Raw genomic sequence first — 26,996 nt, forward strand, 5'->3', positions numbered from 1 at the left:
TTTTAATATTGCTAGTCTACGGTCAACAGTCGTTGAACAACAGCATTTAAGCAACAGTAACTTCTAGACGAGTATCGACATTGCCGCGAGTAGCATTAGAATACGGGCACACCTGATGCGTAGCTTCGATCAACTGCTGCGCCTGCGCTTCATCAATACCTGATACTTCTACAGACAGCTCTATCTCTAGGTTGTAGCTACCGTCAGCTTTCATACCGATACCTACTTGCGCAGAGGTTTTTGAAGCGGTAACAGGCAATTTCATGTGCTGTGCTGTCATGCTCAAAGCGCTATCAAAACAAGCCGCGTAACCCATGGCAAAAAGCTGTTCTGGGTTCACGCCTTCTTTATCTTGCTCTTGAAAAGATACCAAGTCAAATCCTAACGACCCATCGTCTAATCCAGTATGGCCAGAACGTCCACCAGTAGCGGTTGCGCGTGTTTTATAAAATATTTTCATGAGTAATTATTCCTTGTTTCATATTATTAGAGGTCGTACTTACGCTGTTGCGATGAAATTATTATAGATTCCTCTGCACTTATACGTTAGAACAAACCTCTATAACTCTTGCCTAATCCTACAAATATTTATACTATCAGGCAATCCTATAAAATAAGCACTCGTGATGAATCAAACGACTATTGCCCAACTTCTTACCGTACTACCTAGAAATAAAACCATTGAATCTGCCGTTTCAGGTTTGTTCTTTTACTGCGCGGACAAACCAAGCAAAGCCGTAAGCTATATTCAAGAGCCAAGTATTTGTATTGTATTGCAGGGAGAACGCGAGATTTATTTGGGTGCTGACTGTCAAAGGTTTGACAATAGTAACTTGATGTTCTGTCCAGTTAATATACCGCTAAGTATGCATATTAAACATGCTTCGATAAAAAACCCTGTCATTGTTTTATCAATGAAATTAGATTTAGCCATGATTAGAGATGTATTAGCGCAGCTACCGACCACACAACCAATGGCAGGCAGCCATTTAGGGATAAAGTGGCACCTAGATGACACCATAATGGACGCGTTTGAGCGATTGATACGCTTGCTTAATTATCCAAACGATATTGATTTTCTGTCTTCTCTAATTCAACAAGAAATATACTATCGCCTACTCTTGGCTGAGCAAGGCAACAAACTTAAACAATTGGTCGTTATCGGTAGCCATACACGCCGCATTGCCCAAGCGACTGACTGGATAAAGGCACATCTAGATGAACCTATCATGGTTGAGAGCTTGGCTAGTAGATGCGGCATGAGTGTCTCAGGGTTTCATCAGCACTTTAAAGAAATAACCCAGCTGAGTCCACTACAGTATCAGAAAAACTTACGTTTAATGGAAGCTAGGCGCTTAATTAAGATGCATGGTACGCAAATATCACAAATAGCGATGCAAGTAGGCTACGAAAGCCCTAGCCAGTTTAGCCGAGAATATAAGCGATTTTTTGGTCTAAGCCCAAGTAACGAGTTGTAGTTATAATTTTATTTTTTAATAAAAAAAATTTTTTGCTTAGGCTATTTACTATTATATTTACGAAAGCATTCCTTAAAAAATATCATTTTTAAGTTGAATAATTTGCGGAGTATTTTAAATAAATAGAAAAATTGGTTGACGTGACTATATATTCGTATTATAACATATTATGTATATTTAAAATAATGAATGTATAGGAGCAGCTTTACTCTGCGTACGATCGATGTAAAGCAATCAATAGAAAGCTTAGGGAGGAGATAACATGATTCGTTTAAGCTACACTCTCAAATGCTGGGCACTTGGCATTACTTTTTTTACAGTGTTCTACTTTATGGTAGTCATGAGTGACCCTGGATTTAGTAAGTACATTTATATGTTAGCTTTTAGCACCTTGCTATTCCCTATTGCTAAGCGTGCAGTCGATGTCATGACCGATTTTTTCGCACCAGATATTGAATTGTTCAATGGATTGCTACCATCACTTTTAATCAATATTGTGATTTGGATGCTTACTCCATTTATCGTCGCATTAACCGTGATTGCCTATGTACTTTATAGCATGGGTGTACTGACAGAAAAGATTAGCCATTAGATATTATACAAATAGAAAGGCTAGATTAGTGCTTGCTAACTTAAACTTTCTATTTGTGCATTAAAGTTCTAAACAAATACCTGATAAGATCTTTTATATCACGTCTCAATCCGCTCACTATATGTAATATGGATTTTTAAATGCTTACTTACTAACTTCATTTCCTCATATATTTCCCGTGTATGAGACTTTCTCTGTAATGTGTCTGAAGAATTTTTTATAACGAGATAAGAAATCAAATTCAAACTACGGCAACCTTCAATAAGATTTGATTCGCTTGGCATTCTCAATATTTTTGCAAAAACACTATAAAGTAAAATAGCTTGTTTCTTTGCCAAAATCATTGAAGATAATCTTATAACTTCATTTTGTACATCCTTATTGACATTATCATTTATAAAGCCCGATTGTTCTCGAAGAAATAGAGATGAAACTTCTCCAAGTGTTTCTTTTAACCCTACTATGGGCTCTAAAATCAACTTTAAAATAAACTGACCTATGACAAAAATTGTGACACCTGCAATTATAGTTAGAAACATTTTATAAACCTCACAATTAAAGAGAATTATATACAACCTTCTAACTCACCTTATCCCACATCTTGCTTAGACGCTTGGGCGATACTGCCATACGAGTTTTCATAGGCTGGGCAAACAGTTGAATACGGTATTCCTCCACCATCCAGCGATACTCACTGATGGCTTCTTTGTCCGCACGTCCTGCTAGCCGTTCCATATGCAAGTCAAGAGCATAAACACCATCGAGGTCGGCGTCGAGATTGTGCTCCAGACGCTCTAGTCGAATCTGTAGCGCTTCAAGATAGCGTGGGTACTGTTGCCAGTGGCTGTAATCCATCCGATAAACAAAATCAGCCAAATGTAAATCTTCTAACTGATCTTCGATATCATCGATAGACTCACCAAATATTTCACGATCTAACATCAGCAACCCTTGGCGAATACGTTGCCAACGAGTATAGACATTCTTAAGCGTTTTGATAACGCTTTGACCAGTTAATAAGAAATTACTCACTACCACTTCGAGAGTCTGAGTATACTCCTCAGAGGTAAACGGTAGCTCCTCGCTCAATCCGACTGCAATATCATCGGCGCTTTCTGGTAAATTTTCAGAATGATCAAATAAGATATAGTGCTCTTCGAGAGCCGCGTCTAACGCAGCATCTATAACGATCGTTTTGAGTTTATCCATATCGCCAAGTGGTGCAAATGCCAGTTTAAATATACTATCGATTTGGCTCGTTAGCTGCTTTTTCTTTGCACCAAGTTTGCCTTTGATTAAAGTCAGCACCCCGATACGATGTGCTTGAAGTGCTGCATTGACATCAGTGTATTGATGAATCGATACAGCTTCTCCCGCTTCATCAGCGACAAGCGCTGCAAACTGTTTCATCACCACACCTGCACTATGATGGTTTTTGCTAAAAGCAAAATGCTCAGGGAACTCAGTATGCACGCCTTGCTGCTCATTTACCGCTTGACTGGTTTCAGATGCATGACGAATCTGTAGGGTTTGTAGATCACGGCCTTTTTCGATGATACGGTTTTTCTCATCGACCACGCAGATTTGTGGCTGCAAATAACGATCAATCGTAGATGGATTGAAGTTCTCTGGCGTCACCGACATGATACCGCGACGATGTAATGCCTGACACAGCTGCTTCAGTAACCCTTGTCCACCCTTTGGTTGCAACTCATCAAACAAACTGTCTGCAGTATTGGGTATCGGTACGATTTGACGACGTATCTCTTTTGGTAGCGACTTGAGCAGCTGCAACACCAATTCATAGCGCCAACCGGGCACACCCCACAGTAGCTCAATCGCGTCGAGCTGCGGTAATGCGGCAAGCGGTACACGTATGGTCACACCATCATCATCGCTGGCCGGATCAAAGATATAGCGGAGCGGCAGTTTTAAATCGCCCAGCTTCCACACTTCTGGAAAGTCCCCTGTGGTCGGCGCTTGGCTATTAAGCACATCTTCATCGGTGAAGAATAGATGCTTGGCATCATGCTTTTCGACTTCTGCACGCCAATCCTCAAACGCTTTGCGACTGGCAACGTGCTCAGGGATTTTCTTATCATAGAACTGATAGAGAGTCTCTTCATCCACCAATAAATCACGGCGACGCAGCTTGTCCTCGATACGCTCAACATGAGCAATCTTATCCATGTTATGTTGCAAAAATGGTGCATTGCGACCAAAGTTACCCGTCACCAAGCCATCACGAATAAATATCTCTCGTGACTCGACCAGATTGACTTGCTCATAGTTGGTCAGCTGCTTACTAATAATAATCAGTCCAAACAGACTAATCTGTGCGTAGGCTTTGACGCGTCCTGTTTTCTTGGACCAATGTGGTTCGAAGTAATGATATTTCAGCAAATCACCTGCCGCTGAGATAATCCATTCTGGTTCGATTTTGGCAACAGTACGCATAAAGACTTGTGAAGTCTCCACCATTTCAAACGCCATTACCCAAGGTGGTATTTGTTTAAACACCGTACTGGCTGGAAATATCTTGGCCTTTTGCTGACGCGCAGCCAAATACTCACCGCGGCTTTCAGTCTTATGCGCGATGATAGACAATAAACCCGTCAATAACGCTCTATGCAGATTGGCATATTTGACCGCTTTTAGCTCTTCGTCTTCGATCGCTGTTGGATCATTAACAGCCATATTTTTATCAAAAGCTTTTGACTCATTGACATTAGTTAACTTCAGTTCAGTGACCATCTGCACCAATTGACGGTGTGTCTGATGCCATTCACGTACACGCGGGAAGCTCAGATAGTTTTTCTTAGCAAACTGCTTACGCTGATTGCCAGACAGTTTATTGCCGTCTTCATCTTTTTCAAACAGCGCCTTCCACAGACTTAAATAAAACAAAAAGTCAGAGTCGTCTTGACGGAAGACCGCATGCTTCTGATCCGCTTGCGTACGTTTATTGGCAGGACGCTCGCGTGGATCCTGTACAGCAAGCGCTGCCACAACGATTAGCATTTCACGAATACAATCAAAGTCGGAACCAGCCACCAGCATACGTGCCAGCCTTGGATCGATTGGCATACGCGCCATTTTCTGACCAGTTGCTGTCAAGCGCAGGTGATCAAGCCCTTTTCTCGCTTTTGGCTTGTTGGTTTTGTCCTGAGCAGCGGTATCTTTCTTGGAAGTAATAGCGCCCAACTCATTTAGCAATTTATGACCATCAGTGACCAATCGGCTATCAGGCGGCTCAATGAACTCAAAGTCATCCACACTACCTAGACGTAGATTGGCCATTTGCAGGATTACTGATGCTAAGTTAGTACGTAAAATCTCAGGCTCAGTAAATTCAGGACGACCACTAAAATCTTCTTCGCTATAAAGACGAATACAAACACCTGGAGCAACACGGCCACAGCGACCTTTACGCTGATTGGCCGCTGCTTGCGAAATTGCTTCAATCGGTAAACGCTGTACGCGCGAGCGATACGAGTAACGCGAAATCCGCGCAAAACCCAAGTCAATCACATAGCGAATACCTGGTACGGTCAATGCAGTCTCAGCAACGTTGGTCGCGATAACAATACGTCGACCTCGACCCGATGGTTGAAAGATACGCTGCTGCTCTTCATAAGTCTGCCGTGCAAACAATGGCAGTACTTCTGTATGGCGAGGGCCATGACGCTCAAGCACTTCCTGCGTCTCACGAATCTCAGCTTCAGTTGCAGCAAATATCAAAATATCAGCCTGATCGGCGTGACCTTTACTCTGCGCGTCGCTAAAGCACTCTTCGACCGCAGCAACCACAGCGCGCGGCAGGTTCTCTTCAAAATCATCGTAACTGTCATCTTCTGAGCTATTCACTGGCTCATCTGTCAACGGACGATAACGGACTTCTACTGGAAAACTACGCCCTTCTACATTAAAAATAGGCGCAGGAACTTGCCGTTTGAGCTTATTGTCATAACGGCTGAAGTATTCACTAAAGCGCTTAGTATCGAGGGTAGCTGACGTAATAATGACTTTTAAATCTGGGCGCTTGGGCAGCATCTTTTTGAGATAACCCATAATAAAATCGATATTTAAGCTACGCTCATGCGCCTCATCGATAATAATCGTATCGTACTTACTCAAAAACCGATCATGACCCAACTCAGCGAGCAGAATACCGTCCGTCATGAGCTTTACAATAGATTGCGCTGTCCCTTGCTCATTAAAGCGAATCTTAAAACTGACCGTATTACCTAATGGCTCACCCAGCTCTTCTGCGATACGGTTTGCCACACTACGAGCAGCCAATCGTCTCGGCTGTGTATGCCCTATCTGCCCTGTAATACCGCGCCCTGCTAGCATTGCAAGCTTAGGCAACTGCGTCGTTTTACCAGAACCCGTCTCACCAGCAACGATAATAACTTGATTATCGATAATCGCTTGTACTAAGTCTTCTGCGCGTTGGCTAACAGGCAGATCCAGATTTAGCTTGGCAGGTAAATCACTTGGAATACTATTGATACGTGCCTGCACAGCTTCTTGAGAACGCATTTTTATTTTCTCGTACTGAGCACGTTTTTTAGCGAGTACATCATCTAGCTTCTTTTCTTGCTCAGAATCATGATTAGATTTTTTATTCTTAGGCACAGCAGCACGTGCCAGCTCACGTTCAAGACGGCTTAAGTAATAGCTATCCTTGGCAAGTACTGGTAGATCCGCCAGTGGTACTGCTGGCTTCTTAGTATCTTGAGTTTCATTTACAGTAGATGTATCTGAATCGCTGTTTTCAGGAATATTGGGCTTAGAAGTATTGGGCATATTTGCTTAGGCTATTTATTATGTAGAATTGGTTAGATTATGGGGGTAATTGGGGTATGATTCAAGTTAGTCGAGTCCTGATTGCTCTCGTAAGCTGTCCATTAGGTTTATTTAATCAAGCGTGTATTGAGTTACTTTTATGAAATTTAGATAAATCTATTATAGCGCCAATTTCTTTAAATTCTTGATGCTTAGATAGCCGACGTACTCTTTGTCTTCTTTAGCATTCAGCTCATCTGTATCACTAATAGGCTCAATCGAAAGCTGAACATTGGAGATAAGATCATTTACGTTATATATGTCATCTATATCTACTGCAAACTTATCATCAATATGAGAAGCTGCATTGAAAGGTGACGTTTTATCTTTAAAAGTAGATTGCTTATAAAAATCACTTTTTTTTGCTTGTTTGATCGCGTCAGCTTGGTTAGGTGCAACGATGAGTAGCTTATAATGGAATTCTTCAAAACTGTCCTGCTGATAGCCACCTAGATTGATAAAGAATAACTTTAAGTCAGCAGCAGCCTTTAATTGCTGACTTGGTTCAATTAACTTAATGGCATAACTACCCACTTTGGCAATCGCTCGATACGAATCAATATGCCATTTATTTTTTACCTCAGGCCAATGTTCATTGATATCTCCTATCAAGTCACTCACTTGACTGGCTGCACCAAAGAAAATATCGTGTTGCTCAATCAGACGGCCTTTAGGACGGCCGCCCAATTGAACCATATATAGTGTTAGCATTTTACGTAATCTCTATTAAATAAAAACCCATAGTTAATCTAAAGGTAATGCTGTCATTGCTAGGATAGAACGTTTTTAAGTACTGTCATACTGGAATCACTCTACCCGTCTTCAATGCAAATGCCCAATCTTCACGTCCGTTTCTTAGAGCCATATTTGCTGCTGCGTCATGGTCATAAGCGACCCTGACATGCTCAGTTTGCCAATGTTTACCTTGTTGAGTCTCAATACATTTGATAAGAGCATAATTAGCATGAGGCGAATAAGTTTGCATCTTATGAATAATAGGCAAATCGTCTTCGTAAGCTGGATAGCCAACGCTACCACTATTCACAATAGTTTGTCCTGACGACAGTACTACTGTACGCGGGATGTGTGTATGACCACATAAGATAACATCATTATCAATACCATCAAGTAACGCCAATATAGTCGCATCATTACGCACTATTGGTTGACCCGTTTCGATATCCTCTAGTAAATATATCATGTCATCGGTCGGCGAACCATGGCAGAGGTATACATCCTCACTGACATGAAAATAAAATGGCAAAGACCGCATCCATTCAATCGCTTTTTTAGAGAGATCTTTGATAATAAAACCCATGGTTGGATTATTAGCAATTTCTGCCATAGTAGCTTCATAAATCTGCCTATCCTGATTACCTCTAATGGTAATAATATCATCTCGATTTGCCATTAATAGCTCATAGGTAGCATGAGGCGCTATTGGTCCGTATAAAATATCACCAAGATTGACAATCTGATCAACATCTCGATATCTTATATCGGCAAGCACAGCTTCAAGGGCGTAGACATTACTATGAATATCTGAAATCGCAGCGATGGTTGTTATCTGTTTCTTTTCTAAGTTATCCATTTTCTGACTCACTAATCAAAAACTGCTTTACAACGTCAACGGTTGCTAACGGATCTTCTTCGTGCGGTACATGACCTAAGTCATCAAATACCTTAAGCTGACTATTACGTATATCTCTATGAAATAACGCGGCGTTTTCTACAGGAATAAGATCATCTTTTGCACCCCATAAGATCAAAGTTGGTATATCCAGCTGCTTTATTTGAGCTTGATCACTGTCATCATCAGTCTCATTTAGGCGACAACTTAATGCTTGACGATTACCTTGGCGCAAGGTCAATTCATAGTATCTGTTAATCAACTCCTCATCGACTTTGCTGTCATCGGCATACACGCTTAAAACGCTTTTTTCGACGACACTTCTGGGTAGGATACGATTTAAAATTGGTGACATCATTGGATATTTAGCAAGTTTAAAACCAATAGGAATATGTTTGGGCGTTGCTGGATAACCAACTGAATCTACCAATATCAATCGATTGACACGCTCAGGATACAAAGCTGCAGTACGCCACGCTACCTTGCCTCCCAATGAATTACCGGCTAGCGTGACACGGTCCAGCTTCAAATGATTAAGTACTTCAATGACAAACGCCGCATAATTTTCGCTGCTATATTGTGTACTCTCGTCCACATAAGGACCTGTCAAACCAAACCCTGGCAAATCCATGCTCACGACACAGTATTGATCAGACAGCGCCTTGGTCCAGCCCTCCCATGTATGCAAACTTGCCGATGTACCATGCAATAAAACGATTGTTTCGGGTCGGTTTTTTTCGGCTGCATCGCCACGGTGTGTATGACAATTAGCTGACTGCACTACATGCGCCTGCATACCTTGTATGTCTATAAATTCGCTGTTGGGTAGTTGCCATTGTTTTAACTCAGCGATGGTACGATCAGGTGCCCAATATTTTGCTATAAATGCCATTAACACGGCAATTGCGCCTAGTAATATCAGAACAGTTGCTTTTAATAAGTACTGTGTCATGTGATCAAATCCATTTAATAAGATGACGTTAATAATAAACATTCTATACCGTTAGCTTATATGATAAGCCATAAAAAACCCCAACGTTCAATTTGTCTTGAACATCGGGGTTTCACTTATACTAAGCAGATATGACTAGGATTGTAATGACTACTTGATTATATCAAGAAAAAGTACGCCCATAGCCCGATAACGATAGTAGCAATGATATTTAATATGATACCTGTACGAATCATTTCTGTTTGCTTGATCAAACCTGTACCAAACACAATAGCATTTGGCGGTGTGGCAACTGGCAACATAAAAGCACACGATGCACCAATACCGATGACCAATACGAGCACCTCATGTGGCAAACCCATCTGCTCTGCAATAGCGGCAAATACAGGCACTAACAATGCTGCCGAGGCAGTATTGGAAGCAAATTCTGTCAAGAAAATAATAAATGCTGAGACTGCCATCATCACAATGATAAGTGGTGCAGAAGACAGCGCAGTTGCTACGGTTTCCCCTAGTACCAAAGACGCCCCAGATACTTTCAAAATTGTCGATAGCGCAATACCACCACCAAACAACATGAGCACACCCCAATCCGTATTGTCTGATACTTGCTTCCAAGATACCAATCCTAAGCTTACTACCGCTGCTGCTGCTGATAGTGCAACGATAGCATCAGTGTCCGTAATATCTAAAGCTGCACCAATCTTTTTGGAAAATATCCAGCTCAATGCCGTAACGATAAAGACGATGATAGTGACGATACGTGGCTTGTTCCAAGCAATCGGTGCATCATCAACTAGGACAATGGTACGATTTAGGTTCGGCTTTAGGAACACATACATCGCACCCAACAATAATGGTAACAGTACCAACATCATCGGAATACCAAACTTCATCCAGTCTACAAAGGCAATATCGAGCGCCTTTGCGGCAATAGCATTGGGCGGCGAACCAACAATCGTACCTAGACCACCAAGGCTGGCTGAATAAGCAATACCTAATAGTACAAAGACAAAAGTACCGCGATCTTCTTTACTATCAACTTGCGTTAAAATACCGAGTGCCAATGGGAGCATCATTGCCGTTGTCGCTGTATTCGATATCCACATGGACAAGAATGCCGTCACACCAAATATCAAAAATACTGCTGTACTGAGCTTGCCGCCCGACAACGATAGAATTTTTAGCGCAATCTTTCTATCAAGCTTTTGTACATGTAACGCGGCCGCCAAGGCAAAACCACCAAAGAAGAGATAAATAATGGGACTAGCAAAGCTTTGCAGACCGACTTCAGCATTAAAATCAGGAATGCCAATTAATGTCCCAACCACAACCACCAAGATCGCAGTGATTGTGACGTGTATCGCCTCAGTGAGCCATAGCACGCCGATAAAAAACAGCATTGCTAGCCCTTTGTTAGCACTGACCTCAAATGGCAATACACTATAAATAATAAAACTAATGATTGCCGCAATGGCGACCACGATCAATCCTTTTCCCGTTCCCTTTGGGAATGTATCCGTAAATAAATACTCGTTACCATCATCAGGAATATGGCTATCCAGCTTTTTCTCTGACATAAATTATCCTTATCGCATCCAAAGTGAGTATGAAGTCAAAATTATTGCAACACACACTTATTATAAGACATCATGATATTCATATAGCGAACATTACGCGCGAAAATATCATATCAGAATAACTTATATATGAATACATTTTGATTAATTTTGTTTTTTTAGGATATCTGTTTGATTCGTTAATGATAATCACCTCTCGACTTTGTGAGATTTTTCAATAGTAGCTCTCTCACTACTTTGTTCTCACTGCTTTGAATGGACGCCTTGGTTGATAAAAATTACATAAAGCATTCAAACATTCATCATTTGGGGCTATACAAGTAAAAACCGATACCACATAATTTTAGGGTTAGATAGATAATCATCAATAAAAACAAGAGGAATGACACTATGACAGATGCAAATAAAACCGATGCAACCACAAAAATGGCGCCAAAAGACATCAATCAAGATAGTCTGGCCAAAGAAGATCAACAGCGTACTGACGACTCAGCGCTAGATATGATGCAAGGTATGCATGAGCATGAAGATCATCAAGAAGAAGGCGCAAAATAAAAGATGGCAGAACGGCAGATAAAGCCAGTTATCTAGTATTAACAGCAAAAATAAGAAGCGCTTGTCATGATGATGAGCGCTTTTTTAGTTTTGTTTCTCTCACCTCTGGCAGATGATCTGAGACATAGTTATATATAAATGCTGCTGTTAGAACGATTGCGATGGGTACAAGCAGCGCATCATAGCTAACTTTGGCAAACAAAAAAGCCCCCACTGTACTGCCACCGCAGAAGCAATACCAAATAATGGCTTGAAAGCCCAATGTCGGCTTACTAATAGAACGACCAGCAAGCCAATTACCAATTGCCGCCCCCATGTCTGAGGTCAGCCCTGTCAAGTGGGTGGTCCGAATGACCGCCCCACTATAAGTTGCCACCATCGCATTTTGCAGTCCACATGCCATTGCTGCTGCCAATTGTCCGAGATAGTCATGCTGCTGATACAACCAATAGCTAACCAACAGTAGTGCTGCTTCTAGATATAGCGCTCGTCCATAACGACGACCGAGTTTCAATGATGTCTGTCCAATGACAAAGCCGCTTAGTATAGCCCCTGCCAAAAAGGACAGCAACAAGGTACCAATATATAAAATACTACGCGCGTCTGAATGAGCGATTGCCGCTGCAAACAAGCTCACATTGCCCGTGACGTGCGACACTGATAAGTTGGCAAACCCCATTAACGCCGTCGTATTCACGCAACCAGCACTAAAGGCCAATACCGCCCCGCCCCATAGTATCCACTTTGGTAACTTGGTTATCATATCCCTCGTCCAAAGGCACGCAGCCAAAAAGCACGTAGCCAAAAAGACTCATAGTATAACTAGAAAAGACAGCCATTTGGCTGTCTTTTCTATTATCAAACGAATCATCTATAACAATTACTGTGCTGGTTCATCAAGCATCATCAACTGCTCGCTGATAGCAACTGTATTGAAACCCGCATCAACGAACATAATCTCACCTGTGATACCAGATGCCCACGGCGACAATAGGAACAATGCGGCGTTACCTACTTCTGTCTGTGTGATATTGCGTTGTAATGGCGCAATTTTTTCGCTGATATCGAGCATTTTACGGAAAGATTTGATACCACTAGCCGCTAGCGTGCGGATAGGACCTGCAGATATCGCATTAACACGGATACCTTCACCGCCCATAGACGTTGCTAAATAACGAACACTGGCTTCTAAACTGGCTTTTGCCATACCCATGACATTATAGTTTGGCAATACTGAAATGCTACCTTCATAAGTCAGTGTCAACATAGAACCATGGCGCATCGCTAGTAATTCACGAGCCGCTTTAGCCAATGCAACGAAGCTATAGCTAGAGATATCATGCGCGATGTGACTGCCTTCACGAGTCGTTGCGCTAACAAAATCCCCATCCAACTGATCCATAGGTGCAAAACCAATGGCATGTACCACACCATCAATACCGTCGCCCCAATGAGCAGTCACTTGCTTAAAGCACGCAGCAATTGACTCATCAGAAGCTACGTCACATTCTAGAACCAAATCTGCTTCAAATTTTTCAGCGGCCATATCGACGCGTTTTTTGATTTTGTCATTCGGGTAAGTCAGAATTAGTGATGCCCCTTCGCGGTGCAGCGCTTCTGCGATAGCCCAAGCGATAGAGAGTTTACTTGCGATGCCAGTTACGACAAATCGTTGTCCTTGCAATAGCATAAGATTTCCTTTTGAATCAATCGAGATGATTTAGAATAAGAATTTATTTAGAGTAATTAGAAGATTGAGACTACTAAATAGTACAAATGAAAAGATGAGTTATTATACACGAATTAATTTAAGTAAACAGTCGTAAACTGTATTTGGTTCTTGTTATTAGATCGACTGATACAAACAACTAATAACGTCAAAATGACTAATAGCAACTTATCACTTGAAGTAGTATCGACAATGAGAGTTTTTCGTGAGTTATTAGATTGCATTTTAGCATCAACGCTTCAAGATAAAATACTCAGGCTATAGTAGTTTGCTTATTTTATGAAAAAATCGCACTTCGAATATTAACACTACAACCGTTTCGATTAAGCACCAAACGCTCCTTTATTGATTAAAGACTCAACTGCTAGCCACAGCAGTATGAAGTTCAGCAGATTTCGAGTATAATCACAGCCCTTCCCAGCTTGCACAATTTTATAAGAATCCTGACATGATAGGATTCAACGTTAAGCTACACCCACATTTTGGATGGCTGCCAAACTTATGAGTAACACCCCAATAATAACCCCAGATTATAAAGAAAGTACCGAATCCTATCGCCAACTGATTGGTTCGACTGGCGAAGACTTAGATCGTCCTGGTTTGTTAGATACGCCTGTACGTGCTGCAAAAGCATTTGCTCATCTAACCAAAGGCTATCATCAAAGCATTGAAGAGGTGGTCAATGACGCTGTCTTTCCATCAGCCAATCGTGAGCTAGTACTGGTACAGAACATTGAGTTTTATTCATTGTGCGAGCATCATATGCTACCGTTCCATGGTGTCGCTCATATCGGCTACCTGCCTGATGGCCAAGTACTGGGGCTGTCGAAGTTTGCCCGTATCGTCGATATGTTTGCTCGTCGTCTTCAAATCCAAGAAAACTTGAGTGAACAGATCGCACAAACCATCATGGATGTCACGGGCTGTCGCGGTGTGGCAGTGGTTATGGATGCATCGCATATGTGCATGATGATGCGCGGTGTTAGCAAACAGCATTCAACCACACGAAGTACCGCGATGCTTGGTGAATATACACACAACAATCAAGCTCGTAACGAGTTTTTGGGTGCCGTCCCTAAGCGTCAACCAGCATTTTAAATGCGGGTCAAACGCTTTAAAGTAATCACTAAAAAAAGGACGCCGATGCGTCCTTTTTTTATCTCAGTCATATACAGTAAGGGTATTAATTATAGTGAGTCGATACTAGCTAATTGGAGTAACCTCATCTATCCAGTTCCCGTAGCCCGCAGCTTCCATCTGTGCAAGTGGAATAAAGCGCAGTGCTGCTGAGTTCATACAGTAACGCTTACCTGTCGGTGCTGGACCATCATCGAATACATGACCCACGTGTGAGTCAGCGTAGCGACTACGAATCTCAGTACGCGTCCCAAAGATACCGCGATCTGCTTTTTCGACCACCATATTCGTGTTCAATGGACGAGTGAAGCTAGGCCAGCCTGTGCCAGACTTGTATTGATCACGAGAAGAAAATAATGGCTCACCAGATACAACGTCTACATACAATCCAGGCGCTTTATTATCCCAATACTCATTTTTAAAAGCGCGCTCAGTTCCCTCTTGTTGCGTGACTTTATACTGAATGTCACTGAGCGATTTTTTCAGCGTATCTTGTGATGGTTTTACAAAGGTCTCTGGATTGAACCCTGTACTTGCTTGGTCGTTTGGCATTTGGCTAGACGTTACTGTCTGTACACTGGCTGCCGTAGGCTTGAACTGAGTAAAATCAAGTTCATAATCCTTACCATAGACGCTTTCGATAAACTGATAGCGTCCTGAATTGAACGTATAAGCCTTATAACGTATTGGGTTCTTTTTATAATAGTCTTGATGATACTCTTCAGCAGGATAAAAATTGCCAGCAGGAACAATTTCAATCACGACTGGTTTGTCGTATACGCCAGACGCTTGCAGCGATTGCTTAGCCGCTTCTGCTATTTGCTTTTCTTGCGCATTATTATAAAAAATCGCTGGACGATACTGTGTACCACGATCAACATATTGGCCTTGATCGTCAGTGGGATCAGCGATTCTCCATAACGCTTGTACGATACCATTATAAGTGATTTTCGTAGGATCATAGTACACTTGCGCCGCTTCGGTATGACCAGTGCCACCAGCAGATACCTCTTTATACGTTGGATTTTCGGTATCACCACCGGTATAACCAGAGACCACCTCTACGACGCCAGGGATTTTCTCATAACCTGCTTCAACACACCAGAAACATCCGCCCGCTACTGTGGCTACTGCCAATCCTGGCGTAGTCGGTGCATATGGGTTAGCGGCAGTTGTGTTCTTTACAGTAGAGCTGTTTTCAGTTGATGCGCAGCCTGCGTAAATCGCACTACTCGCTATGATAACTAACCCTATAATTCTAGATGGTAATATTCGATTCATAAAAATCTCCTAAGCGTAATGTCCTTTAGATATCCTAACGCTTTTGTATCACTGAAACATTCCTATACTGTAATATATTTACAGTTTATTAAGATATTTTTTATCAACTGAGTATAATCACAAGATAAATTAAACGATTATTTGATAACGACCATATATTTTATTATGACTTAACTGTGGAAATAAGACAGAAGCTTTATTAGCTCAATGCATTAAAAAAGCCTATCCTCCAAAGAGTAATAGACTTTTTTATTTTAATATCATTAGCCCTATCAAAAACTATGACGCTGTTTCATTATTACTATCAGCACGTTCATCACTTACCTGCTTAATTTTCGTTAGAATTTCTTTGATTTCAGCTGCTGACAGATAGGTTGGCACGGCATAAGTATCGCTGACCTCTTTTGCAGCTGCCTTTGCGATATTATCAAAGTCGCTGGTTTGCATACCATTGACAGTTGGATCAATATTTAGATCTGCAATCAAGTCTCTAACTTGGGTGATAAGGTGATCTGCTATCTCACTATCGCCATTAGCTGCTTGACCATTCTGTACCATACCAGTTCTTTTCGCCAATGCAGCCAGTCTTTTTTTGCTCGCTTTACGATTGACGTCAAGTACATAAGGCAACACGATGGCATTGGCACGACCATGCGGAATACTATAGTAAGCGCCTAACTGATGTGCGATAGCATGCACATAGCCCAGACCTGCTTTATTAAAGGCAATCCCGCCGTAATGAGCGGCGATACCCATCTCTTCTCTTGCTTTTAGATTGCTACCGTCTGTATAAGCTAGTGGTAGATAATGCATAACAGATTTTACGGCAGAGGCTGCATAGTAATCTGTCTCTACGCTGGCATTGGCACTCATCCATGCTTCTAAGGCATGGGTCAATACATCAATACCAGTATCTGCTGTAATATGGGCTGGCATGCCTTTCATGATAACTGGGTCAATTGCTGCGGCTAATGGTACCATTCTTGGATCAATAGACAATGCTTTTTGATGCGTTTTATCATCCGATACTACTGCACCAAGTGTCGCCTCTGAACCCGTGCCAGCTGTCGTTGGTACGCAGTATAACGGCGTCGCGGGCTTTCTTGCTTTAAGAATACCGATTAGCTGCTTTGGCTTGCACTTGTTGCCTTGAGACATAGCTATCATTTTGGCCGCATCGATCACTGAGCCGCCGCCAATGGCTACGATAGAGTCACAATTGGCCTCTATAGATTGACGGAGCCCTTCTTCAACTACTTTAAAAGTAGGATCTGGCGTAATACCATCATAGATGTGATAACTGATATTTTTCGCATCTAGATAATCGGTAACTTTTGCTGGTATGCCCAGTTTGTTGAGCACTGCATCCGTGACAATAAACACATTGGTATTGCCTTCATTGATAAGCATATCGCATAGCTCGTCACAGGCAGTCTCGCCAACGAATAACATCGGTCTTCTGATAGGTATCACATAAGACACTGCTTTTAACACCTTGGCCCGAGTTTTAGCGACAACCAAATAACCAGCATGCTGCAAGCTGTTGTTCTTTACCAATTTAGTAATACTATTTTGTGTTTTCATGAGCACAAAAATCCTTTTTAATGATGGTTTTAACTGCAATAAAGACCGTTAAAGACCGTTTTTGCCAGCCAGTTAAATATTACTAATTTACGAGCGCCAGAATGTATAAAGATACGCATCACAGCATTATAAAATGGGCAGCTCTCTAAAATTATTGTACCACTGCTTTTTTCGTTATGTCGCTATTATTATGAACTGTGATGTGTCAATTTTATACCAAGCCGCTTATTTTAGTCGCTTAGTTTGATTGATCAATCTAAGTGGCTACAGTAAGTCGTTTAAACTAGTCAGTACTTGCCCTTAATAATTGCTGAGTGTAAGTATGTTGTGGATGATTGAAAAGATCTTCGGTACGTCCAGATTCTACGCAAGTGCCTTGTTTTAACACCATGATATGCTGACACAGTGCACGTACTACCTTGAGATCATGACTAATAAAGACATAACTGATTTCTAGTCTTTCTTGTATTTCACGTAATAAACTAACTACTGTGACCTGTGTGGTACTGTCGAGCGCAGAGGTCGGCTCATCTAATATAAGTAAGCTTGGTTTTATAATGAGGGCACGCGCCAGTGCCACGCGTTGACGCTGACCACCTGACAGCTCATGCGGATAACGCTGCGCAAATGCTAAAGGCAAATGTACCGTAGCAAGACTATCTAGCACCGCTTGCTGACGGGCGATTTTTTCCACGCCTTGTACCAGCAATCCCTCTTCCACGATTTGCATGACCGTCATACGCGGATTAATACTAGCAAATGGATCCTGAAATACCATCTGTATCTGCGCGCGGAAGTTACGTAGCGCTTTTTTGGACAATGCTGAGATATCTTGATCATTGACCACTATCTGCCCATTCACACCTGCTTGGTTGCTCAGTAGTTGACTAAGCGCCAGTGCAATGGTGGTTTTGCCAGAGCCAGACTCACCGACGATACCCAATGCTTGGCCTTTTTGTAGCGTCATATCGACATCTTTGACCGCATCGAACCAGCGCTTGGTACCTCCAAGCAGACCTTTTTCAATTGGGAACTGTACGTTAAGACGCGTCACTTCTAATACGATTGATTGTTTATCTGCGTTATCGTCTTCTATGGTTAATGCTTGCCCAAAGTCTTGCTTGATAAGTGTGCGGGTATAATCAGCTTTAGGCTGATCAAATACCGCTGACGTTTGACCCTGTTCGATGGTTTGACCTTGGCGCATAACGATGACCTCATCACTATAGCGCCTGACCAAATTGAGATCATGACTGATTAATATCATCGCCATATTGTGCTTGCTTTTGAGATCATCTAGTAGCGCTAAAATCTCATGTTGCAAGGTAACATCGAGCGCAGTCGTTGGCTCATCAGCAATTAAAATATCAGGCTGCTGAGCCAATGCCATCGCAATCATTACTCGCTGACGCTGACCACCTGATAACTCATGTGGGTAACGGCTCAACTTGTTAGAAGGATCTGCAATATTGACATCATTTAGCAAAGCAATGCTGGTGTCTCGCCATTGCTTCTTAGGCACGCCAACTAGACGCAACGATTCAGCGATTTGTTTGGCGACCGTATGTAACGGATTTAATGCGGTCATTGGCTCTTGAAATACCATACCGATACGCTGTCCACGAATAGACCGCAGTGCAGCATTACGCGCCTTATCATTCGCTATAGGCAAGGTCGACATGCCTGCCGTATTTGCAAGCTGTACCACACCAGTGATGGTCAAACTATCTGGTAACAGCCCTAGTAGCGCAAGACTGGCAATTGACTTGCCAGAGCCTGACTCACCAACGATGGCCAAGGTTTGCCCTTGTCTTAACTCATAAGACAGCGCATCGACCAACTGGGTGCCTGTAGTCGTCGTGATAGTTAATCTATCTACAGTTAGCATGAGCTTATCTTGTGCACGATGAAGACTTTCATTTGGCGCATTGCTGTGCTTAGTGGCGACAATATTTTTAGTCATATTAAGAACGCCTCGGATCAAATGCATCACGCAGCGCTTCGCCGACGAAGATGAGCAATGACAAAATAAAGGTCAAGCTAAAGAATCCTGACAAGGCAAGCCAAGGTGCATCAAGGTTGTTCTTCCCTTGTACCATTAGCTCACCAAGAGACGGCGAGCCAGGTGGCAATCCATATCCCAAGAAATCCAGCGCAGTCAAAGCGATAATATTGGCCGTTAGAATAAATGGCAACTGCGACAAACTAGAAGCTAACGCATTGGGTAAGATATGTCTAAGCATGATTTGGCTGTCCGAAACACCTAAATTGCGTGCAGCTCGCACATAGTCAAAGTTGCGGGCTCGTAAGAACTCTGCCCGTACCAAACCGACCAAACCCATCCAACCGAACAGTAGCATCATGGCGAACAGCATAATAATGCTGGGACTAAACAGACTGACCAAAATAATAATCATAAACAGCTGAGGCATACCGCCCCATACTTCCATAAATCGCTGCCCTGCCAGATCTACCCAGCCGCCATAATAACCTTGTACCGCACCGACGATAATCCCAATCAGTGCACCCGCAAGCGTCAAGGCCAGACCAAACAGTAACGACACTCGCATACCATAAAGTATCCGTGCCAGCACATCACGTCCCATATCATCAGTACCAAGCCAGTTCTGAGCATTGGGTGCTGCTGGATAAGGCAGACCAAGCTCGACGTTGGGCGTCTGGTCGGCAAACGGAATAGGCGGCATTATATAAAACCCTTGCTCATCAATCAGCGACTGCACTGCAGGGTCTTTATAATTGGTTTCGGTCTCAAATACACCGCCAAACGTCGTTTCAGGATAGGCCTTTAATACCGGAAAGTAATAATCGCCTTGATATTGAACCAGTAAAGGTTTGTCATTGGCAATGACGTTAGCTGCCATACAAATAACAAATATCACTGCGAAAACAAACAGCGATATCACCCCAAGTCTATTTTGACGAAAGCGATTGAGTCGTGCTTGCCAGATAGGGTTCAAGCGTTGCTTTTTTGTGGCAGATAGCTGCTCAGGCATTGGCGCTTTATCTGGTTCGCTATTAATAGTACTGCGATTTGGTGAAGGTTGATTATTTGACATTAGCGCCCCTCAAAGTCAATACGAGGATCGATTAAGTGATAGCTCAAATCACTGATTAATTGCAGTAGCAACCCCATTAAGGTAAAGATAAATAGTGTGCCAAATATCACTGGATAATCACGTTGTTGAATGGCTTCAAACCCTAACAAGCCCAAGCCATCTAGTTTAAAGATAATCTCAATCAAAAAGTTACCCGCAAAGAAGATACCAACAATAGCGGCTGGAATACCTGCGATAATAATCAACATCGCATTGCGAAACACATGGCCATATAGCACCTGACGCTCACCTAAGCCTTTAGCACGTGCGGTCAGTACATACTGCTTGCCCAGTTCCTCTAAAAAGCTGAATTTGGTCAAATAGGTCAAGCCCGCGAAACCGCCTACGGTACTTGCCAGCAGCGGTAATGCCAAATGCCAAAAATAATCTTTTACTTTACCAAGCGCGCTTAGCTGATCAAAATTTTCGGACGTCAATCCCTGTAATGGAAAGATATTCCAATAGCTGCCACCTGCAAAGAAAACCAGTAAAATCACTGCAAAGACAAATACAGGTATCGCATGTCCGATCGCTAGCAGCATAGCAGTGGCTTTATCAATGCCTGAGCCATGATGCATCGCTTTATACACTCCCAATGGAATAGCTATCATATAGATGAGCAGCGTACTCCATAGTCCAAGCGATATCGAGACTGGCAGCTTCTCTATAATAAGGTCGGTCACCGACTGCCCTTTAAAAAACGACTCACCAAAATCTAACTGAGCGTAGTTCTTTAACATAAGCCAAAATCGCTCTGGAGCAGATTTATCAAAGCCATATTGAGCGTTGATTGCGGCGACCATCTCCTCAGAGAGACCACGCGTGCCTTGATAAGTGCTGTCGTTGCCACCTGCACTGCCCGCACCAATATTACCGCCAAGCGCATTGTCTTTTGCGCCCTGTTCGATAAGTGCCAGCTGCTGCTCAACAGGCCCGCCTGGTGCCGCCTGTACGATCACAAAGTTGGCAAGCAAGATCAAAAATAGTGTCGGCAATATCAGTAGTAGTCTTTTTAAGATATAACGACCCATAATGGCGACTTCCTAAATAAAGAGAGAGGGCAATGACGTTCAGCAGCGAATTGCGTTGTGTTAAAGAGATGCTTGAAAGCAAGCTACTTGTTAAAAACTTACTTTAAAAGTTGTTTTTCAGCTCACGTAACGCTGCAAATACCGTTAACGACTTCTCATCATCGATAGGCATTTTGGATTTAACTCCTGCGATTACACTCGGCTCTTGTGTACGTAAAAACACATTTACCGTGCGCTCATGCTCTAGTGTCACTGGTAGCGTTGCCATGCCTTGTTCAGTTTGTACCTCTGCTCGTGCTAAGGCTTGCTGCATCGATTCATTGTCAGGTTCAATAGATAGACCAAAACGTAGGTTACTGGCCGTATATTCATGCGCCGGATACAGTAGCGCCTCATGAGGCAAGCCGTTCAAACGCTTAAAGCTCTCATGCAGTTGCTCAATCGTACCAGTAAACACACGTCCACAACCTGCACTAAACAACGTATCACCGCAGAAGCAGTGCTTTTGCCCATCGATATCCAAAATATAGGCCATATGGCTAGCGGTATGCCCTGATACATCCCAGACTTGCGCAGAGCAGCCCCATGCGCTCACCGTGCTACCGTCTTTGATAGTTTGATCTTCATCGACGCCATGCTCACTATGCGCAACCAGATGAGTCATCGGATACGATTCCTGCAACTCTGCGACGCCGCCGATATGATCATGATGATGGTGAGTCGTCCAAATCGATGTTAGTTCGAGCTCATGCGTCTCTAGATAATCAATGACCGGCTGGGCTTGACCTGGATCAATGACAATCGCCTGCTTATTATTTTCATTAATCAATGTCCAGATATAGTTATCGCTAAATGCTTTGATTGGGTGAATACGAATACTCATATTAAATCCTTACCGGTAGTTATTTTTGTTACGTGTTATTTTGAGTTATCTAGGGCGTGTCCTCAATTCAAACGAGTGTCCTCTAAATGGGCTAAAAACAGCTAAATTTTGCCAAACATCGTCAAATAGTTGGTCAATATCTCGATATTATCTGCACTATTTTCCTCGTTTGACGGCAATTTATCTCATTTTTATCACCATTTTTAAAATGAGGACACGCCCTAATCTAACTGTTATTTGATAGCAACAGCATATATTTAATAAAACAGCATATATGCTCAGCTGTCCGTTGTTATCGGGTCAAACTTTATAGTAAATACTGTTTATTGTTTTAAATATTTATTGATACGCCCTTCTGCCTCTTTATCCACCCACCAGTAATCGATACCAACAGCATTGGTCGGTAGTTTTTCAGTATGGCGATACTGATCCCAATAGGCGACATTGGTGCCAGATTTGCCGTATAGCGGTACGACATAATGCCCTGCGCGTAACAACCGATCTAGCACCTGCGTATACAGTACGATCTCGTCACGATTTTTAGCATTACCAAGGGCAGCAACGACCTTATCGACGGCTGCATTCTTGATACCAGCACTGTTATGATTACCCGGCTCGTCAGCAGCAGCGCTACCCCAAAATGCCGCTTGCTCAGCACCAGGAGATAGACTTTGGGCAAACACGTCCACGACCATGTCATAGTCAAAACGGCGCATTCGCTCATAATATTGCGGCCCATCGACTTGGCGCAAAGTAGCATCAAATCCCAAGCGTTTTAGATTGCGAATATAAGGCAACAAGACACGGCCCATGGTCTCGCCTGTCATCAAAATCTCAATCTGAGCAAGCGATCCATCAGGTTGATATAGTTTCATATCCTCATAATAAAACCCAGCCTCTAACAATAGCTTACGCGCTTCTAATAACCCTTGACGATTAAAACCATTACCGTCGCTGGTGGGTAGCTGCCATTCTGCTAATGTTGCTTGGCGCTGAATTGGTTCAAGCTCAGACAATAAAGGCGTCAATACCTGCACCTCTGCATCAGATGGCGTACCCGTTGCGGCGAGCTCTGAGCCATGAAAAAAGCTTTGCAAGCGTTCATACTGCCCGTGGAATAGGGTTTTATTCATCCATTCAAAATCATAGGCAGCTGTCAGCGCTTGGCGAACTTTGATATCTTGAAAGATTGGACGGCGCAAATTCATCACCAATGCTTGCATCGGTACTGGATTTTGACTGGTTATCGTCTCTTTTTGGATAAGCCCTGCTTTCACTGCCGGGAAATTATACCCAGTTACCCAGTTAGATGCTTTATTTTCGGGACGAAAGCGGTATTGACCAGATTTAAAACCTTCAAAGGCAATTTCATCACTTTGATAATAAACAAACTTGATCATATCAAAATTGTAGCGGCCACGATTGACCATCAAATCACGCCCCCAATAATTGGGATCACGTATATAACTTACCGAACGCCCCGCATCAACTCGACCCAATTTATAAGGACCACTACCCATTAATGGTGACAGACTGATTTTCTCAAAATCGATGTCAATGGAAGACTTGGCAAAAATAGGAAACTGCCCAACGGTCAGTAAAATCTCTTTGTTTTCAGCAGATGCAAAGACAAACTTTACTTGTTGATCATTAATGATTTGAATGTCTTTGATATCGCTAAGATAACTGCGAATATACATGGGGCCTTTGTTCAATATCGCCTCAAAAGTCGCTTTTACATCACGGCTGGTCACACCCGACCCATCCCAAAAACGAGCATCAGGGTTGAGATGATAGATAATCCAGCTCGTATCATCTGGATCATATGTCACTTTACTTGCCAGCTGCGGATACATGGTAAATGCTTCATTTAATGAACCAGTCATCAAAGTATCATACAGATAGTCTGTGCCAATCATCGCGACGCCCGTGGTCATCCATTTGTTGGCGCTATTAAACGTACCGCGAGCATCTAGAGAGAGCGTGCCCCCTGATGGCGCTTTTGGATTGGCATAGGGCATGTATGGCGCGCTGATATACTCAGTAGAGCTATTGTGACCAAGCGCTGTCGTCGTGATGGGTGCAGCGATACTGCTCGGTATCCAGCTGACGGTAATGGTTAGCAACATGGCTTTTAACAGGGCGTTTTTTATTATCATGACGTTATAACAAACCTCTATGCTAAACAATATAAATATCAAAACGTAAAGCCTGACAGCAAAACAGCGTTATAGCAAAATTTTATCATAACAAACTTAGGTTTTTTAACCTAATGGTTTGCCGTGGATATCGTTTAATGGTGATAGCATTGCTCTATTATTACTACGCGCTAGCATAACCAAACTGTCTCTTTATAAATATAAAAAAGGCGCAACCATGACTAGTTACGCCCTTCTTGATGTGCAGTTTATATATGAAAATTTTATACGCTAGCGGTTACTCTTTTGCTTAGGCGTGCTTTTTTTCAAAAGCAATCATAAAGTCAACCAGCTGCTGTACCCACTCAATTGGTACGGCATTGTAGATGCTGGCTCGCATACCGCCTACGTCACGATGACCTTTTAGATTTAACAAGCCAGCTTTTTCTGACTCTTCTAAGAATACTTTATCAAGGCTGCTGTCTGCTAAAGTAAATGGCACGTTCATGATAGAACGATACTTAGAGTCTACTGGATTATTATAAAAACTGCTGTCATCGATTGTCTTATAAAGTAAGTCAGCTTTTTGCTGATTGATTTTACCGATAGCAGCCACACCGCCCTGCTCTTCCAACCAATCAAACACCAGCCCTGCTAAGTACCAAGAATACGTCGCTGGCGTGTTAGACATAGACTCTTTGTCAGCTTGATGCTCATAGTTCAGCAGCATAGGACACCATTCACTTGCTTGCCCCATCAAATCATCACGGATAATGACAATGACTAGACCTGCAGGACCGATGTTTTTCTGTGCGCCCGCGTAGATCATGCCAAATTTAGACACATCTATCGGCTGTGACAAGATACAAGATGACATATCAGCAATGATTGGCGCATCTACTTGTGGCGGCTCAAATATCTGTAGGCCATGAATTGTTTCATTAGCACAGTAATGAAAATAAGCGGCGTCTTTACTGATATTCCAATCGCTTTGCGCTGGTACGTCAGTAAAGTTATTCTCTTTGCCAGTTGCAACTAGGTTAATTTCGCCCAGACCCAACGCTTCATAGCGCTTGGCTTCTTTGATCGCTTTACCTGACCATGCACCAGTCGTCAAATAGTCACCGCGTCCACCATTTAACAGATTCAATGGAATCGCAGAAAACTGCAAACTTGCGCCGCCTTGCAAAAACAGCACTTTATAGTTATCTGGTATTTCCATAAGCGTGCGTAGCTTAGCTTCCGCTTTGTCAGTAATGGCCATATACTCTTTGCTACGATGGCTGACTTCCATGACCGACAGGCCGCGACCTTGCCAATCAAGCAGTTCGCTCTGTGCGCGCTCTAATACGGCTGTTGGCATGGTAGCAGGGCCAGCACAAAAATTTGGCAGGCGATGCGGGGTGGCAGTTGCTGTAGACGTTGGGGTTGTAGGCATAATCACAGTCCTAGGTATGATGAAATAAAAGGATGTTTTTTATTTCAGTTTGTTGATAAAGGCATTGGTATCGATGTTAGTTTTTATACAACTCAATGAGATATCTGCTCCCACAGCTGACGTTTAGCATCACTGTCTGCGAGCATTTCTTCTAATGTCGGCACAGTGGTCAGATTGGGATGTTGAAGGCCATCAGGCAGCGCGGTCAGTGCAGCAACTTGTATTTCTTCGCTTCGGCCAATTCGAAAAATATATCCTGCAAGACTGGCATTGGCAAGCTCAGCAGTATCCATACCATCACAAATCGGGAATGAGGTGGTCTCACAGGTGATTGATAGCGCTTGGGTGATGTTTTGCCATAGTTTTTGACTGTCACTATTTAGCGCTTTGATATCAACCAATATCACCCAGTCACCATAGCGGCCACCTTGCAGGTCAAATGGTGCTACTTTTTTTAAGCTATCATCATTTATGCTGTCATCACTAGTACTCTGTGGAAAACTACTTTGCGGAAAATTACTCTGCGCAGATTGAGGTTGCTCAATAGGTGCATTCGTAGAGGTTACAGCAGTTTGGTTCGATGTAGTACTTGGGATGTCATGATAGATAGACCCAGTACTTGAACTAACCGTAGTTGAATCAACGGAATCAAAACTATAAATAACAGGGCTTTGCTCGCTAGCCGTCTGCTCAGCGGTAGCTTGCAAATCAGGATCATACTCATCGGCAACATAGCCCTTAGCATTGTAATCATTGATATCATAACCATCAGTCGATCGATCAACTGTGCCTAAAATTCCAACGCTCACTACTTCATTGTTACTAGACTCAATATCAGTGGAAACAATATTTGACTGCTCAACCGAAGCTGTCGCAATGTCAGCCATATTGATGGTTTCTGACTCAGGTTGTACCCACTGATTGATACCTATCATCGCTAGAATTTGGCGTTGCTGCACACGGCGCTGTAATACAGTTAGCGGGTCTTGGGTATCACTCATTCGACTCTACTATCCTACTC

22 protein-coding genes are annotated in these 26,996 nt (G+C 42.7%); 4 read left to right on the top strand and 18 right to left on the bottom strand.

Going from position 1 to position 26,996, the window contains the following annotated elements; translation table 11 throughout:
* Nucleotides 1–46: 46 nt before the first annotated feature.
* A complete protein-coding gene (locus tag QL886_RS01145) occupies nucleotides 47–460 on the bottom strand; it encodes an organic hydroperoxide resistance protein (RefSeq protein WP_101204365.1) in 414 nt (137 codons plus the stop codon).
* 166 nt (nucleotides 461–626) lie between these two features.
* Between QL886_RS01145 and QL886_RS01150 the strand changes: the two genes are divergently transcribed.
* Together QL886_RS01150 and QL886_RS01155 are read left to right on the top strand one after the other, a co-directional pair.
* Complete coding sequence (locus QL886_RS01150; RefSeq protein ID WP_102091712.1) at nucleotides 627–1,478, top strand: AraC family transcriptional regulator; 852 nt, start codon at nucleotides 627–629, stop codon at nucleotides 1,476–1,478.
* Nucleotides 1,479–1,740: 262 nt separating this feature from the next.
* Nucleotides 1,741–2,070 carry a hypothetical protein gene (locus QL886_RS01155; protein WP_102091713.1) on the top strand — a complete coding sequence of 110 codons (330 nt, stop codon included), beginning with the start codon at nucleotides 1,741–1,743 and terminating at the stop codon, nucleotides 2,068–2,070.
* Between the two features lie 98 nt (nucleotides 2,071–2,168).
* Here QL886_RS01155 and QL886_RS01160 read toward each other — a convergent pair whose 3' ends face one another.
* The 6 genes from QL886_RS01160 to QL886_RS01185 form a co-directional block, all read right to left on the bottom strand.
* Nucleotides 2,169–2,609: a hypothetical protein gene (locus QL886_RS01160; protein ID WP_057760321.1), complete on the bottom strand. Its 441-nt coding sequence runs from the start codon at nucleotides 2,607–2,609 to the stop codon at nucleotides 2,169–2,171.
* Nucleotides 2,610–2,649: 40 nt separating this feature from the next.
* Complete coding sequence (hrpA, locus tag QL886_RS01165; protein WP_290177362.1) at nucleotides 2,650–6,882, bottom strand: ATP-dependent RNA helicase HrpA; 4,233 nt, start codon at nucleotides 6,880–6,882, stop codon at nucleotides 2,650–2,652.
* 159 nt (nucleotides 6,883–7,041) lie between these two features.
* On the bottom strand, nucleotides 7,042–7,632 hold the full coding sequence (locus QL886_RS01170) for a DUF1543 domain-containing protein (RefSeq protein ID WP_102091714.1): 591 nt from the start codon (nucleotides 7,630–7,632) through the stop codon (nucleotides 7,042–7,044).
* Nucleotides 7,633–7,717: 85 nt separating this feature from the next.
* Complete coding sequence (locus tag QL886_RS01175; protein WP_102091715.1) at nucleotides 7,718–8,512, bottom strand: metallophosphoesterase family protein; 795 nt, start codon at nucleotides 8,510–8,512, stop codon at nucleotides 7,718–7,720.
* The gene (locus QL886_RS01180; protein ID WP_102091737.1) at nucleotides 8,505–9,503 is read right to left on the bottom strand and encodes an alpha/beta hydrolase; all 999 of its coding nucleotides are present in this window, start codon (nucleotides 9,501–9,503) and stop codon (nucleotides 8,505–8,507) included. Before QL886_RS01180 ends, QL886_RS01175 begins: the two co-directional genes overlap by 8 nt.
* 158 nt (nucleotides 9,504–9,661) lie before the next feature.
* Nucleotides 9,662–11,083 carry a DASS family sodium-coupled anion symporter gene (locus QL886_RS01185; RefSeq protein ID WP_102091716.1) on the bottom strand — a complete coding sequence of 474 codons (1,422 nt, stop codon included), beginning with the start codon at nucleotides 11,081–11,083 and terminating at the stop codon, nucleotides 9,662–9,664.
* 390 nt (nucleotides 11,084–11,473) lie between these two features.
* On the opposite strand from QL886_RS01185, the gene QL886_RS01190 reads away from it, so the two are divergent.
* On the top strand, nucleotides 11,474–11,638 hold the full coding sequence (locus tag QL886_RS01190; RefSeq protein ID WP_167669405.1) for a hypothetical protein: 165 nt from the start codon (nucleotides 11,474–11,476) through the stop codon (nucleotides 11,636–11,638).
* 64 nt (nucleotides 11,639–11,702) lie between these two features.
* Here the strand turns inward: QL886_RS01190 and QL886_RS01195 are convergent, their stop codons facing one another.
* Together QL886_RS01195 and QL886_RS01200 are read right to left on the bottom strand one after the other, a co-directional pair.
* Nucleotides 11,703–12,401: a YoaK family protein gene (locus QL886_RS01195; RefSeq protein ID WP_290177363.1), complete on the bottom strand. Its 699-nt coding sequence runs from the start codon at nucleotides 12,399–12,401 to the stop codon at nucleotides 11,703–11,705.
* Between the two features lie 117 nt (nucleotides 12,402–12,518).
* Nucleotides 12,519–13,328, bottom strand: coding sequence for an enoyl-ACP reductase (locus QL886_RS01200; RefSeq protein WP_201607220.1), 810 nt, complete (start codon nucleotides 13,326–13,328; stop codon nucleotides 12,519–12,521).
* A gap of 540 nt (nucleotides 13,329–13,868) precedes the next feature.
* On the opposite strand from QL886_RS01200, the gene folE reads away from it, so the two are divergent.
* Nucleotides 13,869–14,465, top strand: coding sequence for a GTP cyclohydrolase I FolE (gene folE / locus QL886_RS01205; protein ID WP_290177364.1), 597 nt, complete (start codon nucleotides 13,869–13,871; stop codon nucleotides 14,463–14,465).
* A gap of 105 nt (nucleotides 14,466–14,570) precedes the next feature.
* Here folE and msrB read toward each other — a convergent pair whose 3' ends face one another.
* From msrB to QL886_RS01250, 9 genes are all read right to left on the bottom strand, one after another.
* Nucleotides 14,571–15,785 carry a peptide-methionine (R)-S-oxide reductase MsrB gene (gene msrB / locus QL886_RS01210; protein ID WP_290177365.1) on the bottom strand — a complete coding sequence of 405 codons (1,215 nt, stop codon included), beginning with the start codon at nucleotides 15,783–15,785 and terminating at the stop codon, nucleotides 14,571–14,573.
* 279 nt (nucleotides 15,786–16,064) lie between these two features.
* A complete protein-coding gene (locus tag QL886_RS01215) occupies nucleotides 16,065–17,369 on the bottom strand; it encodes an iron-containing alcohol dehydrogenase (RefSeq protein ID WP_290177366.1) in 1,305 nt (434 codons plus the stop codon).
* Nucleotides 17,370–17,652: 283 nt separating this feature from the next.
* A complete protein-coding gene (locus QL886_RS01220; protein WP_290177464.1) occupies nucleotides 17,653–19,257 on the bottom strand; it encodes a dipeptide ABC transporter ATP-binding protein in 1,605 nt (534 codons plus the stop codon).
* Nucleotides 19,258–19,333: 76 nt separating this feature from the next.
* Nucleotides 19,334–20,347 carry an ABC transporter permease gene (locus tag QL886_RS01225; protein WP_197707688.1) on the bottom strand — a complete coding sequence of 338 codons (1,014 nt, stop codon included), beginning with the start codon at nucleotides 20,345–20,347 and terminating at the stop codon, nucleotides 19,334–19,336.
* Nucleotides 20,348–20,445: 98 nt separating this feature from the next.
* Nucleotides 20,446–21,516: a microcin C ABC transporter permease YejB gene (gene yejB, locus QL886_RS01230; protein WP_102091723.1), complete on the bottom strand. Its 1,071-nt coding sequence runs from the start codon at nucleotides 21,514–21,516 to the stop codon at nucleotides 20,446–20,448.
* Between the two features lie 103 nt (nucleotides 21,517–21,619).
* Nucleotides 21,620–22,399 (bottom strand): hydroxyacylglutathione hydrolase, encoded by a 780-nt coding sequence (gloB, locus tag QL886_RS01235; protein ID WP_057760343.1) that lies wholly within the window; start codon nucleotides 22,397–22,399, stop codon nucleotides 21,620–21,622.
* 323 nt (nucleotides 22,400–22,722) lie between these two features.
* Entirely contained in the window at nucleotides 22,723–24,555 is a 1,833-nt protein-coding gene (locus QL886_RS01240; protein ID WP_102091739.1) for an extracellular solute-binding protein, read from the bottom strand.
* Between the two features lie 292 nt (nucleotides 24,556–24,847).
* On the bottom strand, nucleotides 24,848–25,975 hold the full coding sequence (gene serC, locus QL886_RS01245; protein WP_102091724.1) for a 3-phosphoserine/phosphohydroxythreonine transaminase: 1,128 nt from the start codon (nucleotides 25,973–25,975) through the stop codon (nucleotides 24,848–24,850).
* A gap of 92 nt (nucleotides 25,976–26,067) precedes the next feature.
* On the bottom strand, nucleotides 26,068–26,976 hold the full coding sequence (locus tag QL886_RS01250) for a DNA polymerase III subunit psi (RefSeq protein ID WP_102091725.1): 909 nt from the start codon (nucleotides 26,974–26,976) through the stop codon (nucleotides 26,068–26,070).
* Between the last annotated feature and the right edge of the window lie 20 nt (nucleotides 26,977–26,996).

Origin of the sequence: Psychrobacter sp. APC 3281 (assembly GCF_030407815.1) — a bacterium.
Classification (GTDB): domain Bacteria; phylum Pseudomonadota; class Gammaproteobacteria; order Pseudomonadales; family Moraxellaceae; genus Psychrobacter.

Bases quoted from the DNA above. Each gene is read 5' to 3' on its own strand.
- QL886_RS01145 (WP_101204365.1), bottom strand. From the start codon at position 460: ATGAAAATATTTTATAAAACACGCGCAACCGCTACTGGTGGACGTTCT.
- QL886_RS01150 (WP_102091712.1), top strand. From the start codon at position 627: ATGAATCAAACGACTATTGCCCAACTTCTTACCGTACTACCTAGAAAT.
- QL886_RS01155 (WP_102091713.1), top strand. From the start codon at position 1,741: ATGATTCGTTTAAGCTACACTCTCAAATGCTGGGCACTTGGCATTACT.
- QL886_RS01160 (WP_057760321.1), bottom strand. From the start codon at position 2,609: ATGTTTCTAACTATAATTGCAGGTGTCACAATTTTTGTCATAGGTCAG.
- hrpA (WP_290177362.1), bottom strand. From the start codon at position 6,882: ATGCCCAATACTTCTAAGCCCAATATTCCTGAAAACAGCGATTCAGAT.
- QL886_RS01170 (WP_102091714.1), bottom strand. From the start codon at position 7,632: ATGCTAACACTATATATGGTTCAATTGGGCGGCCGTCCTAAAGGCCGT.
- QL886_RS01175 (WP_102091715.1), bottom strand. From the start codon at position 8,512: ATGGATAACTTAGAAAAGAAACAGATAACAACCATCGCTGCGATTTCA.
- QL886_RS01180 (WP_102091737.1), bottom strand. From the start codon at position 9,503: ATGACACAGTACTTATTAAAAGCAACTGTTCTGATATTACTAGGCGCA.
- QL886_RS01185 (WP_102091716.1), bottom strand. From the start codon at position 11,083: ATGTCAGAGAAAAAGCTGGATAGCCATATTCCTGATGATGGTAACGAG.
- QL886_RS01190 (WP_167669405.1), top strand. From the start codon at position 11,474: ATGACAGATGCAAATAAAACCGATGCAACCACAAAAATGGCGCCAAAA.
- QL886_RS01195 (WP_290177363.1), bottom strand. From the start codon at position 12,401: ATGATAACCAAGTTACCAAAGTGGATACTATGGGGCGGGGCGGTATTG.
- QL886_RS01200 (WP_201607220.1), bottom strand. From the start codon at position 13,328: ATGCTATTGCAAGGACAACGATTTGTCGTAACTGGCATCGCAAGTAAA.
- folE (WP_290177364.1), top strand. From the start codon at position 13,869: ATGAGTAACACCCCAATAATAACCCCAGATTATAAAGAAAGTACCGAA.
- msrB (WP_290177365.1), bottom strand. From the start codon at position 15,785: ATGAATCGAATATTACCATCTAGAATTATAGGGTTAGTTATCATAGCG.
- QL886_RS01215 (WP_290177366.1), bottom strand. From the start codon at position 17,369: ATGAAAACACAAAATAGTATTACTAAATTGGTAAAGAACAACAGCTTG.
- QL886_RS01220 (WP_290177464.1), bottom strand. From the start codon at position 19,257: ATGCTAACTGTAGATAGATTAACTATCACGACGACTACAGGCACCCAG.
- yejB (WP_102091723.1), bottom strand. From the start codon at position 21,516: ATGGGTCGTTATATCTTAAAAAGACTACTACTGATATTGCCGACACTA.
- gloB (WP_057760343.1), bottom strand. From the start codon at position 22,399: ATGAGTATTCGTATTCACCCAATCAAAGCATTTAGCGATAACTATATC.
- serC (WP_102091724.1), bottom strand. From the start codon at position 25,975: ATGCCTACAACCCCAACGTCTACAGCAACTGCCACCCCGCATCGCCTG.
- QL886_RS01250 (WP_102091725.1), bottom strand. From the start codon at position 26,976: ATGAGTGATACCCAAGACCCGCTAACTGTATTACAGCGCCGTGTGCAG.